The sequence below is a fragment of the Psychrobium sp. 1_MG-2023 genome, assembly GCF_030689115.1.
GTDB lineage: Bacteria > Pseudomonadota > Gammaproteobacteria > Enterobacterales > Psychrobiaceae > Psychrobium.
Genome location: NZ_JAUYVJ010000018.1, coordinates 1 through 16014, shown reverse-complemented (window position 1 = coordinate 16014; position 16014 = coordinate 1). Strand labels below are relative to the sequence as shown.

15 protein-coding genes are annotated in these 16014 nt (G+C 41.5%); 9 read left to right on the top strand and 6 right to left on the bottom strand.

The window, feature by feature from the left end:
- The first annotated feature begins 165 nt into the window (after nucleotides 1-165).
- From Q8W26_RS10620 to Q8W26_RS10610, 3 genes are all read left to right on the top strand, one after another.
- Nucleotides 166-2664, top strand: coding sequence for a cation:proton antiporter (locus tag Q8W26_RS10620; protein WP_101214930.1), 2499 nt, complete (start codon nucleotides 166-168; stop codon nucleotides 2662-2664).
- 188 nt (nucleotides 2665-2852) lie between these two features.
- A complete protein-coding gene (locus Q8W26_RS10615) occupies nucleotides 2853-3608 on the top strand; it encodes an ABC transporter substrate-binding protein (RefSeq protein ID WP_101214929.1) in 756 nt (251 codons plus the stop codon).
- Nucleotides 3609-3807: 199 nt separating this feature from the next.
- Nucleotides 3808-4257, top strand: coding sequence for a redoxin domain-containing protein (locus tag Q8W26_RS10610; protein WP_305473324.1), 450 nt, complete (start codon nucleotides 3808-3810; stop codon nucleotides 4255-4257).
- A 22-nt stretch (nucleotides 4258-4279) separates the two neighbouring features.
- On the opposite strand, the gene Q8W26_RS10605 is transcribed toward Q8W26_RS10610, so the two are convergent.
- Both Q8W26_RS10605 and Q8W26_RS10600 read right to left on the bottom strand, forming a co-directional pair.
- Nucleotides 4280-4468, bottom strand: a complete 189-nt coding sequence (locus Q8W26_RS10605) for a DUF2892 domain-containing protein (RefSeq protein ID WP_101214927.1) — start codon at nucleotides 4466-4468, stop codon at nucleotides 4280-4282.
- 114 nt (nucleotides 4469-4582) lie between these two features.
- The gene (locus Q8W26_RS10600) at nucleotides 4583-5230 is read right to left on the bottom strand and encodes a Crp/Fnr family transcriptional regulator (protein WP_305473322.1); all 648 of its coding nucleotides are present in this window, start codon (nucleotides 5228-5230) and stop codon (nucleotides 4583-4585) included.
- A gap of 327 nt (nucleotides 5231-5557) precedes the next feature.
- On the opposite strand from Q8W26_RS10600, the gene Q8W26_RS10595 reads away from it, so the two are divergent.
- Complete coding sequence (locus Q8W26_RS10595; protein ID WP_305473319.1) at nucleotides 5558-6958, top strand: tryptophanase; 1401 nt, start codon at nucleotides 5558-5560, stop codon at nucleotides 6956-6958.
- A gap of 235 nt (nucleotides 6959-7193) precedes the next feature.
- The gene (locus tag Q8W26_RS10590; protein WP_101214925.1) at nucleotides 7194-7400 is read left to right on the top strand and encodes a cold-shock protein; all 207 of its coding nucleotides are present in this window, start codon (nucleotides 7194-7196) and stop codon (nucleotides 7398-7400) included.
- Nucleotides 7401-7514: 114 nt separating this feature from the next.
- On the opposite strand, the gene Q8W26_RS10585 is transcribed toward Q8W26_RS10590, so the two are convergent.
- On the bottom strand, nucleotides 7515-9809 hold the full coding sequence (locus Q8W26_RS10585; protein ID WP_101214924.1) for a peptidase U32 family protein: 2295 nt from the start codon (nucleotides 9807-9809) through the stop codon (nucleotides 7515-7517).
- A gap of 126 nt (nucleotides 9810-9935) precedes the next feature.
- Between Q8W26_RS10585 and Q8W26_RS10580 the strand changes: the two genes are divergently transcribed.
- Nucleotides 9936-10607, top strand: coding sequence for a glutathione S-transferase (locus tag Q8W26_RS10580; protein WP_101214923.1), 672 nt, complete (start codon nucleotides 9936-9938; stop codon nucleotides 10605-10607).
- Nucleotides 10608-10677: 70 nt separating this feature from the next.
- Here Q8W26_RS10580 and Q8W26_RS10575 read toward each other — a convergent pair whose 3' ends face one another.
- Together Q8W26_RS10575 and Q8W26_RS10570 are read right to left on the bottom strand one after the other, a co-directional pair.
- Nucleotides 10678-11352, bottom strand: coding sequence for a hypothetical protein (locus tag Q8W26_RS10575; RefSeq protein WP_101214922.1), 675 nt, complete (start codon nucleotides 11350-11352; stop codon nucleotides 10678-10680).
- A 69-nt stretch (nucleotides 11353-11421) separates the two neighbouring features.
- Nucleotides 11422-11763 (bottom strand): hypothetical protein, encoded by a 342-nt coding sequence (locus tag Q8W26_RS10570; RefSeq protein ID WP_101214921.1) that lies wholly within the window; start codon nucleotides 11761-11763, stop codon nucleotides 11422-11424.
- Nucleotides 11764-12141: 378 nt separating this feature from the next.
- On the opposite strand from Q8W26_RS10570, the gene Q8W26_RS10565 reads away from it, so the two are divergent.
- The 3 genes from Q8W26_RS10565 to Q8W26_RS10555 are packed head-to-tail and all read left to right on the top strand — an operon-like array spanning nucleotide 12142 to nucleotide 13829.
- The gene (locus Q8W26_RS10565; protein ID WP_370694277.1) at nucleotides 12142-12786 is read left to right on the top strand and encodes a CsgG/HfaB family protein; all 645 of its coding nucleotides are present in this window, start codon (nucleotides 12142-12144) and stop codon (nucleotides 12784-12786) included.
- A 13-nt stretch (nucleotides 12787-12799) separates the two neighbouring features.
- Entirely contained in the window at nucleotides 12800-13159 is a 360-nt protein-coding gene (locus Q8W26_RS10560; protein WP_101214919.1) for a DUF4810 domain-containing protein, read from the top strand.
- A complete protein-coding gene (locus Q8W26_RS10555) occupies nucleotides 13146-13829 on the top strand; it encodes a DUF799 domain-containing protein (protein WP_101214918.1) in 684 nt (227 codons plus the stop codon). The genes Q8W26_RS10560 and Q8W26_RS10555 overlap by 14 nt, the downstream gene beginning before the upstream one ends.
- A gap of 122 nt (nucleotides 13830-13951) precedes the next feature.
- On the opposite strand, the gene Q8W26_RS10550 is transcribed toward Q8W26_RS10555, so the two are convergent.
- Nucleotides 13952-15739 carry a choice-of-anchor I family protein gene (locus Q8W26_RS10550; RefSeq protein ID WP_101214917.1) on the bottom strand — a complete coding sequence of 596 codons (1788 nt, stop codon included), beginning with the start codon at nucleotides 15737-15739 and terminating at the stop codon, nucleotides 13952-13954.
- Nucleotides 15740-16014: the final 275 nt, after the last annotated feature.

Below are 16014 nucleotides of genomic sequence, written 5' to 3'. Positions count from 1 at the left end.
CTTTTGCGTAAGCTCAAAAGTAGTGTGCACGAAACGCCGCTAAAAATACAACTGATTTAACGATTCCCCCCTCTTAATACATAGTGGCGCGATGTAAAATCAGCAAAGTCGACCATTATCGCTAATACTTAACGTTTAAGGTAATTCCCTTTTCGAAGGTTTGTTATGCATTTGGGGTCAGGTTTATTAGCTCTAGTCTTTGTCATACTCGCACTTTTTCTTGGTGCGTTGGTTCGCTATAGTCTCAAGCGAACTCAAATTCCCTACACCGTCGCCCTACTGCTGCTTGGTATTATGATTGGGTTAGCCCACCGCGCTGAATACTTCACTGGCAACGCCGAGGTTATTGGTCAAAGTTTTGGCTTGGTAGCTGCGATAGATCCTCATTTATTATTGTTTTTATTTTTACCAACCTTGATTTTCGAAAGTGCTTTTTCCATGGAAGTGCACTTGTTTCAACGGATGTTTACTCAAATTACCTTGCTCGCCGTCCCTGGATTAATGGTCGCAATTTGGCTCACCGCCGAATTAACCCAAGTGATTGTTCCAGCTGATTGGGGCTGGAGTTGGGCAATGTGTTTGATGTTTGCAGCGTTAATTAGTGCAACCGACCCTGTGGCAGTGGTTGCACTCCTTAAAGAAGTGAGCTCGCGTAAACGGTTAGAGACGTTAATTGAAGGAGAGTCATTGCTCAATGACGGTACCGCGATTGTATTTTTTAGCTTTTTCTACGCCTGGGTTATCGCTAGTTTTACCAGTAATAGTGAAGCTGTTATGTCACCTCCTTGGCAAGTAGTTGGGCAATTTTTAGTCGTGGTGTTTGTCGGTCTCGCTATCGGTTTAGTATTAGGTGGGCTGTGTATTTTTTGGATCGACCGTGTATTTAACGATCCAATGATTGAAATCACCATTACCATTGCCGCCGCTTATTCGGTTTTTTTTATTTCTGAAAGCTTTCATGTTTCCGGTGTTGTTGCTGTAGTCACTTTAGCGCTTATGTTCGCCAGTATCGGGCGTACCAGAATAAGCCCAGAAGTGGCTGGATTTTTACATCATTTTTGGGAAATGATGGCCCACATTGCCAATACTTTGATTTTCTTATTAGTAGGAATTTTAGTCGCTATTCGTGTGCCTTTGGATGATATGGCGGCTTGGAAAATGTTGTTCATTTTGTATTTGGGTATTTTGCTCATCAGGGCCAGTAGTATCACTTTGCTTATGCCTATTTTAAAACGAATTGGCATCGGAATTACTTTTGAGAAAGCCGCGGTATTATGCTGGGGCGGACTGCGAGGTGCAGTGTCACTAGCATTGGCACTCACTGTCGCTGCTAGTGAAGTTATCCCTAAACAAGTAGGCGACCATGTTTTGTTTTTATGCGCGGGCATTGTGGTTTTAACCATTTTAATCAACGGTAGTACCATGGGCTTTTTATTAAAAATGTTAGGATTAAATAGCTTACCTCCCGCTAAGCAAGCCACCGTAGACAAAGCGCGTAGTACGGTAAATGTCGCACTCAATGAGATGTTGCCTACCATGATGAATAATCAATTTTTACAAGGCGCAGATTGGAGTTACGTCAAACATAAAGCAAACCTACATGCAATTAATAAAGCCTGCGACGCTCAGGATATAACCACGGATGATTTAGCTACGGCATTTGAGCGACGCTTACTTGAAACCGAACGTAAGCATTATTGGACTCAATTTGAGCAAGGGATATTAGGGAAACAAGCCACATCTCGCCTCGTTGAGGCCGTTGAACAAGCCCTCGACGGAGAACCATGTATTGGCCCAAGAACTCACCTGCTAGCAGGTTGGCAATTGCCCCGTTGGTTAACTCCGCTACGACAATATCAAGTATTTAATTACTTATTATTGCGGATCTACTTTAAGAAGCTTGCGCTGGGATACGACGTCGCTCGCGGCTTCATTTTAGCGCAAGAGGCACTTGAAAGTCATATAGAAAGTCTTGCGCCAAATGAACAAGCCGCTGATAAGGTTTATCAACTTGTATCTCAAAACAAGCTCCTCACCTTAGAGCGCATCGACTCATTACGCAGTAGTTTCCCAGAGATCATCCAAGCTTTGCAGTCTCAAGCCGCAACGCGTTTATTATTAAACAGAGAACGGGCAATCATCGATGAACAATTAAAACAAGCAGTATTAGATACGCCTGAGGCAATGAGGCTACTTAATGATGTCGAAAGTAGAATGTGCGATTTGCAGAAACTATCTATTTTTAATAAATCTCAACAACAAAAACTCACCAAAGAGATCCCATGGGCTGAACATTTAAAGCCGGCTACGAAAGAGCAATTATCAACGATAGTAGAAAATAGTGTTTATGACGCTGGGCAAGTCATTTGTCACCAGCAACAAACATTTAATAAGGTCGGTGTAATCAGCCGTGGTAGTATCAAGGTTGAGACTCTTTTCACTAATGAAGGCGTTGAACAGACCCGCATCATGACTAAAGGACCTGGTGAAACCATCGCAATTGAGAGCATTTTAACTCAGCATGTAATAGCAAAATACACGGCCGACACTCCTACCGATGTCATGTGGGTTAACAATGAAAAACTAACCTCTTTAATGCATAAAGACAGTGCATTGGTAAGTGCAATATGCCAGCTATTAGCTGAATACAATCATGAAACTTGAAGTAGGCTTACTTTTGGGCTCAGCTTTTTTAGCAATGCCTTCCTAGAATTATTTCGCTAATCCGCTTAGAGTCTATTAATAATCACCCACACTACGATAATAGAGAGCTTCCTCTAACAGTATTTTCTCTTTCATTATCTTTGCAACACTCTATAGTTAAATTAATAAAGCTAGAAAAAGTGAGTTCGATGAGAATAAAACATTTCATATTATTAGCACTTATGAGCATTACCACCCTTGCCTGTCAGGAAGCTAATGCGAAAGTCACTTTAATTGTCGGTTACGGTGATCACAACAGTGAACCTTATGCTATTGAGCAAGGGGATCGTCTCTATAATGGCATTATAAAAGATATTGCGAGTGAGGTAGCTGCCGAGCTCGATATCGATGTTAAGTTCGTAAAGACACCGCGTAAACGCATTGAGCGCCACTTGGGCAACAATACAATGCATTTATATTTGATCGCTAACCCTCAATGGTTTTCGAATAGCCATCAGCTTCAATGGAGTGATGAAATATTTGTTGAACGGGATAAAATCGTCGTTCGAGCTGATAATAATGAAATTTATAACACACTTGATGACCTTAAAGGCATGACCATAGGAGCCATTAGAGGTTATAGTTACCCCACCCTACAACCCTTTTTTGAGCAACATCATTTCAAGCGTTATAACGTCAGTAGCCTTCAGGTTAACTTTATTCGCCTCGATTTAAACCGTATAGATGCTTTTGTGGACTCTGAAATACTCATTGATTACCATCAAAAACACTTAAAAACACCCCCAAGCTTCAGAGTTTTACCCCTTGACGTGAGCCAGCATGGCATCCATGCAGCCTTGTCACCACAGGCTCCCATAACTCTAACGCAATTCAATCAGGTACTGGCTAAATTAAAGCATGAAGGTGTTATTGCAGCGCTTTTAAAGAAACATAAAATTAAATAAAAATTAATATATACGCCCTCTATCAATCAAGCTTTCGGTAGCGCTTATTGCTCAATTACAATATCCGCTCTCTTTGTTATTATGCTCACTAAAATACAGTCCAGAGTTTACTATGTCAGATCTCCAACAAAAGCCTAAAAGTAAGATAATTCGTATAATAAATCATTGGTCTACTCACCTAGTGTTAATAATATTCATAATGATGTTCTTAACGCAGCTATTAACTCGACACATGCTCTCAGATAATCAACATGTGAGTAACTTAACCAGTAGCGCTCACGCCCAGCTATTAAAGCCTGAAGACAGCCTCAAAGAGTGGGCAGATGCTCCCCAACATTTGGTCTATTTCTTTGCACCATGGTGTACGGTGTGCGCATTAAGCCAACCATCTCTTGATGTGTTCACTACCATGAAGCCCAATACGCAGGTTATTATGGTGGCATTAGATTGGGATAACCCACAAGCGGTTGAGGACTTTAAACAAAAGCATCAATTTGACTTACCAACGTTGCTTGGCGATCAAACCTTAAAGCGTCAATGGCAAGTCGACGCTTACCCAAGCTACTATTTTATCGACAGCCAAGGTAGAGTGACTAGTAAAGATCGAGGCTTAGTGACGCTACCTGGGCTATTAGCTCGTTCGATTTAAACAGTCCACAATGATTCAATGCTTATTGTTCTTTGCTAACAGTACTTAACCCAATGATTTTATAAAGTGGACAAAAACTAATAAAAGCAGTCAACAATGGTACCAACCCTATTAGTCCCCATAATGTTTGGGGACCAATAAATACCGTACTTAGCAATAATAATCCAACTGCAATTCGAATAATTTTGTCTATCTGACCAACGTTTTTCATCTTGTTTAACCTCTAATTAAATTATCAAAACAATTGTTGGTTAAACGATGTAAAAGTTCAGTGACTAAGTCACATAAGGACGATATTTTCCTGAGCAGCTATCCCTTGCATGATCTAAATCAAATGAAACTCACCTAAGGCTCTTAACGCCTCTTTATCATCAAGCACGATAATCCCTCTTGAGAGCCGCACCCATCCGCGCTTTTCAAATTCTTTCAAGTGACGACTAACCACTTCTCGGGCTGATCCTAGCTCAGTAGCAAGTTGCTGATGGGTAATGTTAAGTTGATTATTCTCACACTGAGTTAAAAGAAACTTAGCAAGACGTGCATCAATACGGGAAAAATTGACTTCCGATATTAATGAAATAACGTCCTTTAATCGCTGAGCATAACTATTAAAAATCGCCGCTCTGAACTGGCTTGAACGGTTTAATTCAGACAAAAATGCTGGTTTAGAAAGTACATAAGCAACGACATCACTTTCTGTCACTGCTTCTGCGGGGTAAAATGCATCCCCTAATAAACAGCTAGTCGTTAGCGTACAAGATTCATTGGGTTTAATTCGATATAGCACCAGTTCACGACCATTCTCACTTCTGGTAAACACTTTAACCCCACCAGACTTAATAAACACATACTGTTGGCAGGAATCCCCTTGACGAAAAAGAGTTGTTCCAACGGGGATCTCCACTTTATTACCAAATAATTGATAAAGTAATTCATCGATTGTCTGCTCTTCATTTCTTTCATTAATCGTCATGTTTTTCAACCCTTTCATGCCATAGTTAATGGTGCTGCTTCTAGGCTCTACTAAGCCATACTACGTCATGAGAAAGTTCAATTAAAGGGTCTCTTTTCATACTTAAATGCCTATCTGTCACTGTTTTTATTGGCAACTTTCAGCATCTAGTTCCATAATGATTGTATGGCTAAAAGAAACTGTCACCAACTCACTGCTCAGCCCAAGTGGTATAACTGCGACTTCCGCTTAGTTCGCGCTTGCCTCCATTGTTAAAACACCACACCACTCTAGCAACTCATGTCTCTAGCGTAAATTCGAGAACCTTTAACAAATATAGAGTAATGAATGATGAAAAGAATTCCTGAACCTTTTCGAATTAAAATGGTTGAGCCGATCAAAATGACAACACTACAAGAGCGTCAAAAGGCATTGTGCGAAGCAGGCAATAATCCGTTCTTACTCAAGAGTGAAGATGTGTACATCGATTTGCTCACAGACTCAGGCACTGGCGCGATGAGTGCAAATCAATGGGCAGCATTAATGATTGGTGATGAGGCTTATGCTGGTAGTCGTAGTTTTGTAAAATTAGAAAAAAGCGTGCAAACATTATTTAAATACCAGCATGTCATTCCTGTTCATCAAGGCCGTGGTGCAGAGCAGATCTTATTCCCAAATATGGTCAAACATAAACATTGTGAGCACCCCGTATTTATTTCAAACTATCATTTCGACACCACGGCGGCCCATGTTGAAATGAGCGGTGCTAAAGCCATTAATGTTTTAACGCCACAAGCGCTTGAAACTGGGCAATGGGCCGACTTTAAAGGCAACTTTGACCTTGATGCCTTACAACAAACTATCGATGATTATGGGGCCGATAATGTCGTTGGCATCATCATCACGATTACATGTAACTCTGCAGGAGGTCAGCCAGTCTCTTTAGCCAATATTCAGGCGGTTGCGGCCATCGCGAAAAAGCACAACATCCTTGTTGTCATTGACTCAGCCCGCTTTGCTGAAAATGCTTACTTTATCAAACAACGAGAGCATGGCTTAGCACAAAAACCAATTGGCGATATCATCCGCAGTATGTTCGCATGCGGTGACATTTTTACTATGTCAGCTAAAAAAGATCCTATCGTCAACATGGGAGGGTTATGCTGCTTTAAAGATAATAGTGAAATGGCATTATTTAGAGATGTCCAAGTAAGCTGTGTGCCCATGGAAGGCTTCATCACCTACGGTGGACTTAATGGGCGTGATATGGAAGCGCTAAATGTTGGCCTATGGGAGTGTGCGGATGAAGATTATCTAGAGTATCGTATTGGGCAAGTAGCCTACTTGGGAGAACTACTCCACGAAGCAGGGATACCTATTCAATATCCGACCGGTGGACATGCTGTATTTATTGACGCAGGTAGGTTGTTACCCCACATCCCACCTGAACAGTTTCCTGCCCACGCTTTAGCTAACCATTTATATTTAGAAGGTGGAGTCCGAGGTGTAGAGATCGGTTCATTATTGTTGGGACGAGATCCAGCGACGGGACTGCAAAAAAAATCACCTCTGGAGTTATTGCGTTTAACTATCCCTCGGCGCGTCTATACCAATGATCATATGAAATACATCGCAGATTGTCTTATTGCGGTTAAAAATAGCGCTGCCAGCATCAAGGGGCTCACTTTTGAGTATGAACCACCGTTACTAAGGCACTTTACTGCCCGATTGATAGAAATAGAAAAATAATAGGAAAAGTACAGAGATTAACCTCACAAAACACGTTCATTTATTAATCAGCTATTGACTTTAATTTTAGATTCTATAAAGTTGCCACCAGCAAAAAAAGAAAGCCTTTTGTTTATATTCTTCATTTCGTTGTTTTATTAGTAATACCTCGCTCTGTAGTTTTAAAGTTTCGCTCTGTTTTTACGCTATTCGAGCCTATTAAAGGCATTATTACATTAAGTTACAGGATATTATTATGTCTAAAGTTCAAGGTACAGTTAAGTGGTTCAACGAATCTAAAGGTTTTGGTTTTATTGAGCAAGAGTCTGGTCCAGACGTTTTCGCTCACTTCAGTGCAATCACTGGCGAAGGTTTCAAAACTTTAGTTGAAGGCCAAAAAGTAGAATTCACTGTTAGCCAAGGTCAAAAAGGCCCTAACGCTGAGAACATCGTAGCTCTTTAATTAAATATTTTAATTAACGAGTGATGAGTTAGCTTTTTAATGAGCTAATTTAAAATTTAAAAAGGTAAACCATCATGGTTTACCTTTTTTGTTTCTAAGGTCCACTGATATCAATTACAAGCCAGTATGATATTGATTATTAGTTGACTGAGGCACCATCTCATTAACTACTGACTCTACAGCTCCATTACCTGATAACAGCTGCTCAAACTGAGCAATTAACGAAACTCGATCAGGCAAGGTTTTATCGCCCATCCCTATATTCGTTAAATCAATCATAAAGCCATCAAACATACTCGAAAGATCGTTAATGATCTCCATATTTAAAAATTGATCTTTATTATAGATCGACGGATAACCCGCTTTTTGCTTATCAATCGCAAAGTCAACGCCCTTCAAGTTAGTAATACTCGTTGATTTATCACATGACAGCATACAACCGTTGTCAATACGAGGCTTCTCACAACCAACGCTTTGTTGGAAAAAGCACTGTCGACTTGTCATCAACAGAATTGGGTGATAAATACTATAAAACAACTTAAAGTTTTCGGGGCGTGCAATGTGTCTAATCTGACCATGATTAATCTCGTTAGAAATAAATGCGCCAGTACAATCAAAGTCTTCTTTTAGTGCCATCAATGCATACGAGTTAGTCGTATTTAAAAACGGACCAGCAATCCATTTAATTCCCAGTTCATGAGCTTTATACGCAATCCCCGTGTTATTGGTAACAATTAATTCAGGCTTTACTTGCTCTAAAATATTGACCGCAACATCGTAATCTTTGCCGATAAGTACCGCAGGGAACCATGGGATTAAGCGAGGATTATCATTAAAGAAGTCCACATACTTTGTGCAACCTCGCTTATATGCATCAGGTAACTTAAAGTAGACATCGGCATCAGTAGCATTAGCCAAAACTGCGTCTTCAGGCTCGCTTATTAAAATTGATAACGCCGTCTTGCTAGGGTCGGCCTTCGGATGATTTTTCAGTTTAGGTAAGTCAACGGCAGGTAACAACGCTTGGGAATGATTAAGCAGCGTCGCTAATTCTTTTTTCATCCCATCGAGTTCTTTATAAGGGATCACTACCCCATCATCAAGCTGTTCAATTGATAACTCGGTTAGGTTGTATTCAGCGTTATTTAATGATTTAAAACGCTGCTGAACCACCGTTTCGTCGATCCCGCCTTGCTCACTTTGACTTAATACGCTCGTTGACGTCACCACAAAACGCTGAATGTTAACCTCATTAATACAATGCTCAGAGTTATCTTTAGCCGTTGCGGTGATTGTTAATGGCTGGCCTAACTGACCAGAAAAGTTGAGTGCTAACGATAACTTCTCAATGCTAAGGTATTTGATCTTATCGTCTACACAAGCATTGATTTCATTTTTATCATCATAATAGGCTTTGCTCGCATCATGGATTTGCACCACCGATATTTGCTGTTCTGACTTCTCCTTCGCCTTTTCAATCGCATAATTCTTTGAGTTATCGCGTGGATTATCGATGAACATCGATTGATTTAAATCACCACGTAAAAAAGCATTAGAGAAATCACGATTAAAGACCTTGTATAAACGTTCCCCATCTTCTAGTAGTTCACCGGTTTCAAGGTATCCATCAATTTGTTTTCTAAAACTATCCACTACAGTATGGACATAGCTAGAACCTTTAATCCGTCCTTCTATTTTAAAGGAATCAATCCCTGCATCGATAAGTGCTGGCAAGTCAAAAAAGGCAGAGTTATCTTTAATGTTTAATGGGAAGTTATTACCCGATGGCGTGGTTTCATATTCTTCACGACACGCTTGACTACAACGACCACGGTTGCCCGAGTTACCGACACTCGCCGATGTTGAATAACACAGACCAGAGAACGCAACACATAACGAGCCGTGAACAAAGACTTCGGTCAACGTGTCATTTTCTTTAGCAACTTGATTAATTGCGGTAATTTCGCGCAAGTTTAATTCACGCGATAAATTAACGCGTGAGGCGCCTAACTTTTTCAGAAAGGGAATTTGCCCAATGTTATGGGTCGTCATTTGCGTTGATGCGTGAATATCTAAGGTTGGAAAATGCTTTTTAATTAAATTAAACATGCCAATATCTTGCACAATCACACCATCAAGCGTGGTGTTAACCAAGCGGCTTAGCAGCTTAGCCAGTGCCTTAAACTCGCGTTCTAGAATCACGATGTTTAAGGTTAAGAATATTTGGCAATCGTATTGATGTGCTAACCGAATGATCCCGACCAATTCATCAAATGAAATATTAGCAGCGCGATTGCGCGCATTAAAGCTATCTAAACCACAATAGACCGCATCCGCTCCTGCGATAATGGCCGCCTTAATTGCTTCTACACTGCCACCAGGCGCTAATAATTCTATTTTTTGATTCATTGCTACAACTTATATTTCGGTCGGTTTTGATAAAGGAAGGTGATTTTACCTGTATATTCGGCTCATGAATATCGTTAAAATAGATTAATAATTGATAAGTAACCGTATTAAAACGGCGGACACCTAATGCAACCACCAATCCTTTACTCTTTAAGAAACTGCCCTTACGCGATGCGTGCACGTATTGCCATCTACAAAGCTAAACAAAAGATAGAGTTACGTGATGTAGTATTAAGTGATAAACCACCAGAGATGCTAGAGGCATCGCCAAAAGGTACGGTGCCTGTACTCGTGTTACCGCAAGAAGGTGACAATGCGCGGCCACAGATTATTGAAGAGAGTTTTGAAATCATGCAATGGGCACTAGGGCAAAGCGACCCTGATAACTTATTACACTGCCATGATGAGAACATTTTGCCGCAAATGGTGAGCTTAATTAATCAATTTGATAATGAATTTAAGACGAGATTGGAGCAGTATAAAAGTGCTAAGCGCTACCGTGAAGCCAACGTCGCTGAACAACGTCAAGCCTGCGAACACTATATTCAACTATTGGAACAACGCTTAACACAACACGCTTTTCTTTTTTCAGATAAAGAAAGCTTTGCCGATATAGCGCTTGTTCCTTTCATCCGCCAATTTGCCCGTGTTGAACGCCAGTGGTACCTACAAGCGCCTTATCCACACCTTCGTCAATGGCTTAATAACTACCTGCAAAGCAAAATGTTTTCAAAAGTCATGGCTAAATACCCACTATGGCTCGAGAGCCGTGAGCTAATTTTGTTTGATTGCAACTAATCGTTTGTTCTCATGGATAGTGTCTTGAACACGTTTCATTCAAACATCACTATTAGTCTTTAGTGACTCATTACCAAGCGAGCCAAATCACATGACGTGCACCTTTACCATTGGTATGAGCACGCACTGTCACTGGTTTAACTTTAAAGCCTGCTTTAGTCAGCTTTGTCGTAAATTTAGAATCTGCGCCTGCTGACCAATAAGCAACAATACCACCTGAGGTTAGCGCAGCTTTCGCAGCCTTTAGGCCTGCGGGGGTGTAGATCCATTCATTGTCATCGGCTGTATGTCCCTCTGGACCATTATCGACATCAAGTAAAATAGCATCGAACTGCCCTTTGGCCTGTTGTAATACTTCTTTAACGTCACCGACATGAACATGAGTTCGGGGGTCATTAACCGGGAAGTTATTCAACGCCCCTAATGGCCCTTTATTCCACTCGACCACTTCAGGGACTAATTCTGCAACGGTAACTTGAGCGGTATCACCCAATGCACCCAGCGCTGCAGTTAAAGTGAACCCCATTCCTAAGCCGCCAATAAGTACCTTCGGGTTAGCACGACTACGAATACGCTCACAGGCTAAAGTGGCCAGGGCATCTTCCGACGCATGCATGCGGCTATTCATTAAGTCACCAGGGATGCCTGCAATTTTAATGGTAAATTCGTTGTTTCGTTCTAATAGGCGTAACTGACCTTGTTGACCGGGAATAGGCGCAGTGCCCAAAACATTAAAGCGAGCCATGTTGCTTCTCTATCTAAAATAATGAGTGCGATTATACCCGATTACTTTGCTAGGGACATAGGAAGAAAACTACCCCGTGCCTTTATTATCTAATAGCTCGATATTCATCAACTTATCTACGGCACCACCCTCACAACGGCTATGATACTCCAACCAATGCAATGTATTACCCACTAACACCACACTACCAGAGACGACCAAAGAAGCGGCAGGCGCACCAGCCACAGCAACTAAACAGCCAATAGCATTACCAGCACAATCCAAGCTCTCAACTTCCTTTACTTCGAGTGTGTATTTTTTCGTTATCGTATCGCATGGGCGAATTAATTGACTCGGGACTGTTTGCTCAGGAACAAAAACGCATGCACTTGATAATAAAACTAGAAAAGTAATTAAGAGAAGTCTAGACATTAAAATATTTCCTTTAAAGTTAACCAGTTAAGATTACCTATAAATATATTTTAATCAAATAAAACCCAACGCCAATCATCGCGAAGTGTTTATTCACTGTTTGTCATTGAGGTTATGCTCCATAATGAAATCACCTCCTGGCTCATCACAATATAAAAAACAACTTAGGAGACCTTATCCTCTATTGTATTTGTATGTCTATTTACGGTATAAAACTTAACCAACAACGGTTTTAGCTCTTAATCTCAAGTTCAGATTAGCTGTTTTACAATCCAAGCTCTATCCGTTTGACTCTAAACGCATACCGGTTTTTAGCCATTAATTTATTACAAGGAAATCTCTGTGCTCAACAATACAACAAACTCATTAAAAACCGCTTTGGTTGGAGTGATTGCGCTAGCAACAATCTCAGGGTGTGCAACCACGTCTTCAAAAGTAGTCGAAACTCCAACTGTTGCAAGCTATAACACCAGCTACAAGGGTGAACAAACTAAACTCGTGGTAGGTAGCTTTGTCAATCGCTCAAGCTTTCAAAATGGTATTTTTTCAACAGGGCAAGACCGCTTAGGTTACCAAGCAAAAACAACATTAATGAGCCACCTACAACAAACAAATCGTTTTAGTGTTCTCGATAGAGATAACATGATACAGCTAGCCGATGAAGCCGCCCGATCGGGTACGACACAAACAATCAAAGGGGCAAAGTTTATAGTGACTGGGGATGTCACTGAATTTGGTCGCAAAGCAATTGGCGATAAGCAGCTTTTTGGTATTTTGGGCAAGGGAAAAACACAAATTGCTTATGCCAAAGTAACGCTTAACGTGGTTAATGTGACAACATCTGAAATTGTTTATTCGGTTCAAGGTGCAGGGGAATATAGTCTTTCTGAGCGTGAAATCATTGGGTTTGGTAGCACCGCTAGCTACGATGCGACCTTAAACGGTAAAGTATTAGATTTAGCGATTCGTGAAGTGGTGAATAAGCTAGTGACAGGCATTGAGTCTGGACATTGGAAAATCTAAGGCTATCAAGCTCATGAAAAAGATCATGTTCGCTGCGGTAATAATTACCGCCGTTTCAGGCTGCAAGACTATCGAACCTCAGTATTACTACGGTCAGTATAATAATGCTGTTTATAGTTACTTTAAGGCTGAGGATGTTACTGTTGAACAGCAAATTTCCGTGTTACAGGCCGTCATTGACACCGCCGCAGCAAAAAACAAAGCTATAGCTCCTGGTATCCATGCCCATTTAGGAATGTTGTATTTTGAAACAGGCAATAATACGCTCGGTGTTGAACACTTCGAACAAGAAAAACGCTTATTTCCAGAGTCAGCACATTACATCAACTTCCTATTAAATTCTGGCAAGGAAGTTCAAGATGCATCAAGTTAAACTAATTCTAACACTAGTAGTGATCACTCTAGCAAGTGGCTGTGCCAGCCTGCCACCCGCACATGATTATAGTGCATTTAGAGAGGCTAACCCTCACTCGATTCTAGTCCTTCCCCCAATAAATAACACTCCTGAAATCATTGCTCCTTACAGCTTTATCTCGCAAATAACCGCCCCAATTGCGGAATCTGGTTATTATGTGTTTCCCGTCGCTGTAGTCGATCAAACCTTTAAGAGTAACGGCCTTACTGTGGCCAGTGATGCGCATGCGGTTCCGATACAAAAACTTCATCAAATCTTTGGCGCTGATTCCGCGCTATATGTCACTATTGAACAGTACGGGACTAATTATGTGGTCATTGCCAGTGATACCACAGTTGGCGTATCTGCGACCTTAGTTGATCTCCGTACTGGGACGACATTATGGCAAGGTAGAGCCTCGGCGTCATCGTCAGAACATCGGAATAATGAAGGTGGGGGGATTATTGGCATGTTGGTCGAAGCAGCCGTCAACCAAATTGTTGAAACGACTGCTGATACAGGGTTTGATCTTTCCGCGATTACAGCAAACCGACTACTATCATCAGAGCGCCATAATGGCTTGCCGCACGGGCCTCGCTCACCTAAATATGTTCAGCCAATCACCAGCGAAAAAAATAAAAGTAAATAACCAAGTCCTCGCTGATATTTCCTTGGTGCTATAAGCCAAAAAAGCGAACCTACGGTTCGCTTTTTTATATCATGAGCCACGTGAAATTAAATTAATGACGCTTACCGAGGTATCAACTGCCACTAGCGCTCAACGATTTGCCAGACAGCCACGGTTCCCGATATCTCATTGCCAATAATCAATAACGCCTCGTCGGTAGGGCTGTCACTTGCAGCAACAAAAACCATCCCTTCAGGCGCTAGGTCGCCAGTAATATCAGCACCTTCCACCGTACCGCGGTTAATAAAGTAGTCTAAAAACTTACTGTTATAAGGGTTTGTAATATCAAACGCCATAATACCCGCCATACGCTCTAAACCAACAAACGCAATGGTGCGATCCCCGACTTGACCAATGGCTAATGCCTCTGGCTCAGCCCCTTTAGCATCAGAACGTGTATCCCCTTCATTTTCATCTTCATCATTATTAAACTGTTCACCATGAATAGAAGCAGTGATGCGATCAACCATATCCCCTGAGTCAAAAACGACTAGACCGTTGCTGTCCCAAATCGTAAATGAGCGACCCCCAAAGGTATACAGAGACTCAAAAGTGCCATCGTTATCAGCGTCACCTAATATTGTTGATACCTTCAATCGACCGATATCATTGTCGTCATTATTGAGGTAATCAAAGTTAGCCGCTAAGCTAAGATCTTCAACTCGACTTTCATCGGTATAGGCCAAGCACCCATCGTCACTATCAAAGTCGAGACCGCCAGCAGCGAGACAGCTCGTTTCATCGGCAGAGTCAAAGAAATACTCACGGCCATCCCCCTCATTAGCAGTGACAATAAAGTCAGCACCTTGCCATTGAAAGCTCGCCACAGAATCTGGCTGATACATCCCTTTTAGGCCAGGGTAACGCATAAAGTTGATGCCGCCATCTTTATCAGAGGCATCAAAATCAAGATCCCCCCACTCCTTAAAGCCAAAGCCCTTAATAGACATCGAATTATCGTTAAGGTTAACCGTAACTAATGCATTATTCTCTTGCAGCGTCACAAACGCTTTGCTGCTATCTTGTGATATAGCGACATATTCTGGCTCTAAATCCATCGCTACAGTGGTGCTAATCAGCTTACCGTTAATGGTTCTGCCATTAGGGCTTGAGAAAATAACCCCTTGGGCCTCAAGTGCCTCTTGCTGGCCATTAAAGACGGTTAAGCTAAGATCGGTCGCCGTATCCTGCGGGGTACCAGAAACAATATCAATAATTGATATTGAGCCCTCAGGATCAATAGAATAATCACCTGCAGGTTCGCCTTCATTGGCAACCACAGCCTTTAAGCCATCATGAGAAAAAGTCACCATGTCGGGTAAATAGCCAACAGTCACGTTTTTAATAAACACTGGAACGTCTGCTGAAATGTCATAGAAGGCAATCTTACCCAACACACCAGTGTCGGCAGCCATAGCCACTGCCAGTAAGTGATTCGCTTCGGAAATAGCAATACTATTAGCATCCCCGGTTGTGTTTGCCGACAAGTCGATAGTACGTTGACTGACTAAGTTACTATTGTTTATAACACCTTCACTGTCTTTGACTAATGCCGCGCTATCAAAATCCTTGGCTGACAAGACTTCAACGACGGCTTTGTCACCCGAGCTATTTAAAGCAAAAATTTGCTGTGACGCTTTATGATAAGCCACTATTTCAGCAGCGCCTTCTGGAGATTCAACATTCAGCTGCGCACGTGCAACAAGTGACACATCCAGCAATGCGTTCGCATTTTCACCATTACGCCCGTCACTACCATTAAGCCCTGTAGCCCCTTGTTGACCGGCCACACCTGGCTGACCATCATCACCTTCAAGACTACAGCCCGCTAGCAGTGTCAGTAGACTAATCGCAATTATCGACTTCTTCATTTTATAACCTATTGATAGTAAATATATAAATTACTACTTATGACAACAGAGCAAAATGACGAGGTGATGACAGAAACATGACGCCACTGATAAGAATAAGCCGCTCAGCCGACAAGCAGCGAAAAAACAAGAGCAAATGGCTAAGTGTTCGTTGATATTTCCTTGGTGCTATAAGCCAAAAAAGCGAACCTATGGTTCTAATGCCGATCAGTTAAGTAAAAAATAACTTGAAAAATGGCTCAATGAGATCAAAATCCGATGAATGCTTTTCATCG